The sequence below is a fragment of the uncultured Mucilaginibacter sp. genome (genome assembly GCF_903913935.1).
Lineage (GTDB): Bacteria > Bacteroidota > Bacteroidia > Sphingobacteriales > Sphingobacteriaceae > Mucilaginibacter.
Genome location: NZ_CAIWNH010000243.1, coordinates 1 through 3,108, shown reverse-complemented (window position 1 = coordinate 3,108; position 3,108 = coordinate 1). Strand labels below are relative to the sequence as shown.

The window sequence follows — 3,108 nt, the reverse complement described above, 5'->3', positions numbered from 1 at the left end:
CGAAATGCATTTTTCCGACTTTACTGACTTCCCGGACTACGGCAGCGCAAAACAAACATAAGTATCGCCTGATTTGCTGCCGATCTTGCCGCCGCCGCAAGCGATCACCACATATTGCTTACCATCGATAGCGTAGGTGGCTGGGGTGGCATAACCCGCTGCCGGCAATTTGGCGTCCCATACCTGTTTGCCCGTTCTTTTATCGAAGGCCCTTATTTTTTCATCCTTTGTTGCCGCCACAAATACCAAACCCCCTTTTGTAACTAAGGGGCCGCCGTATAATTCGGTGCCGGTTTTGGGGATGCCTCTTTTGGTTAGTTCGGGATATTCGCCTAAAGGCACTTTCCATAATAGTTTGCCGGAGGTCAGGTCGACCGCATCAAGTGTCCCCCAGGGCGGTTTAATGCCGGGATAGCCATTGGTATCTAAAAAACGTTTATAACCATTCATGGTATAGGGTATGCTATTCTGCGCGCTGGCAGAAACCGGTTCTTTTGAAATGATTTGCCTGTCAGATGGTTTTTCTGGCAGATTTAGTACAAAGGCCAGTAAAGCCGCCTTTTCAGCTGCCGGGATTTGCTTGAATGAAGGCATCATATTACGCCCGTTGGTAACCAGCTGGCTTACCTGCTGTTCATTATATTTTCTACCGATATTGACCAATGAAGGGTACGAACTGCCATTACCTTTTAATTCAGGGCCATGGCAGGTGATACAGTACTTATTGTAAATAGCATGCCCTATCCCCTGCAGCGTATGCGCATAATTATTTTTTGGCACATCGATCATTACCTGTGCCCAGGGCATTTCGGTATTACTGATATACATAATCTTTGTCTCAGGATCGACCGCTGCCCCCCCCCATTCGCCGCCGCCATCAAAACCCGGAAATATCCAGTCACCATCCTTGCTTGGCGGGGTAAACATGGTATTGTATTTCACCTTTTTATATTTTGCAAGCATGATTTTATGTGTTTCGGGCGAAATATCCGTAACGTCCTCCGGCCCGAAATGCTGGCGGGCGAAAGGCTGTGGTAAACTTGGCATGGGTTGCGTTGGCCATGGCTCCTCGCCTGGGAGCGCGTTGGTGGGCACCGGTTTTTCTGCTATCGGGAATACAGGCTGCCCGTTTGTCCTGTCAAAAATAAAAATAAAACCATGTTTGGTGATCTGTGCTACCGCATCAATTGTTTTACCTTCATGCTGTATAGTTACCAGGTTGGGATTAGCCGGAAGGTCACGGTCCCAAAGGTCATGGTGAATTACCTGGTAATGCCAGATATATTTACCGGTGGCGGCATCCAGCGCGATGAGGCAATTGGCAAATAGATCAGTGCCCTTGCGGTGCGCCCCATAAAAATCGCCGCCAACTGAACCTGTCGGGATATAAACAATGCCGCGTTTTTCGTCGAGCGCCATACCTCCCCAGTTATTGGCGGAGCCCAGCTTCTTCCAGGCGGTGCTATCGGGCCAGGTATTAAAACCATATTCTCCAGGGTGCGGAATGGTGTGAAAAATCCACCTGAGTTTGCCGGTCATTACATCATAGGCCCGGATATGCCCCGGCGCTGCATCTTCTGATTCATCAACCCGCGCACCCATAATAATCAGGTCTTTATAAATAACCCCCGGCGTAGTGCCCGACACATAGGAGTTAACTTTCCGGCCAAGGTCCTCAGTCAGGTCAATATACCCTCCTTTGCCAAAACTAGCGATCGGTAGGCCGTTTTCGGCATCAATGGCAAAGGTTTTTTGCCCTACACTGTAAAAAAGCCGTTTATTATTACCGTTTTTATCCTCCCAAAAAGTAACTCCCCGGCTAACTTTATAATAGGCCATCGGATCATTCTTTTTTGAAGTATCCTGGCTGGCCGGATCGAAAAGCCATTTTTGTTCGCCCGTGGCTGCGTCCAACGCAAATAACTTTAACTTCGGGCTGGTGCCATACAGTACACCGTCGACCATTATTGGATTGCACTGGTTCTGGCTACGGTTTGCGCTGTCTTTATCAGCTGAACTATAAGTCCATGCTGCTTTGAGCTGACTTACATTCTGAAGTGTGATCTGATTATTTGATGAATACCTGTTGCCATCTTTTGATCCGGCATAAGTACTCCATCCACTATGCCCGCTTAATGAAACATGTTTTTTACAAGAAATAATAAGGCATAATGCCGCCAGGAGACATAAAGAATTTCGGGTTCTCATAAATAAGTGTTTAGCATAACCGGGTTTACCCGATAAAACTAATCACAATCCGCTGGAAATAAAAAAATAAACCGGGTCGAATAAATTTTTTATTACATAACTTTACTTTAAGAAACACCAATTAATCAACACACGCGGACATCTGTAACTCCAATAGAGTATTTACCCTCGTATTATTATAGAATATATTATTCATTTACAAATTTTAATAGAGAGAAATTCCTTAGTCGACTATTTATTGATAGGTTAAATCTTACGAAAATGAAAACAAACAATCAACACGACTCAAACCAACGCCGGACTTTTCTAATGCAATTTGCAACCGGCGCTGCGGTATTAAGCACCGGCATGCTTGCAACGCCTTTTGATTTAGCAGCCGAAAACACTTCGACCCGGGATGTTTCAGATGCTGATGAATGGTTTAAACAGGTAAAGGGAAAGCACCGGATGGTATTCGACGTCACCCGGCCAAACAGCATACTACCCTTTGCATGGCCGCGGGTATTTTTACTGACCAACCAAAAGACAGGCTCACCTGAAAATGATTGTGGAGTGGTAGTGATATTACGCCATGATGCAATCCCTTACGCTTTCGGCCATCAACTTTGGGAAAAGTATAAATTTGGCGAGTCATTTAAGATCAACAATGATGCAACAAAAGCCCCGGCTACACAAAACCCTTTCTGGGAGCCGAAAGCAGGCACGTTTAAGGTGCCGGGGGTTGGCGAAGTACAGATCGGGATAAACGAGTTGCAGTCAAGCGGCGTTATGTTTTGTGCGTGTGACGTTGCCATAACGGTACACACCGCAGTGATAGCAGAAGCCACCAAACAGGATGCCGCAGCAGTAAAACAGGAATGGCTGGCCAATTTGCTACCAGGTGTACAAGTAGTTCCCTCT

General features: G+C 46.3%; 2 protein-coding genes. One reads left to right on the top strand and one right to left on the bottom strand.

Annotated features, from left to right (window positions below; translation table 11 throughout):
• Window positions 1-36: 36 nt before the first annotated feature.
• The gene (locus tag QZY09_RS09285) at window positions 37-2,208 is read right to left on the bottom strand and encodes a PQQ-binding-like beta-propeller repeat protein (RefSeq protein ID WP_295671492.1); all 2,172 of its coding nucleotides are present in this window, start codon (window positions 2,206-2,208) and stop codon (window positions 37-39) included.
• Window positions 2,209-2,469: 261 nt separating this feature from the next.
• Here QZY09_RS09285 and QZY09_RS09280 point away from each other — a divergent pair.
• Window positions 2,470-3,108, top strand: a 639-nt coding sequence (locus tag QZY09_RS09280; protein WP_295671490.1) for a hypothetical protein, incomplete at its 3' end; no start/stop codon positions are given.

Bases quoted from the DNA above. Each gene is read 5' to 3' on its own strand.
- QZY09_RS09285 (WP_295671492.1), bottom strand. From the start codon at position 2,208: ATGAGAACCCGAAATTCTTTATGTCTCCTGGCGGCATTATGCCTTATT.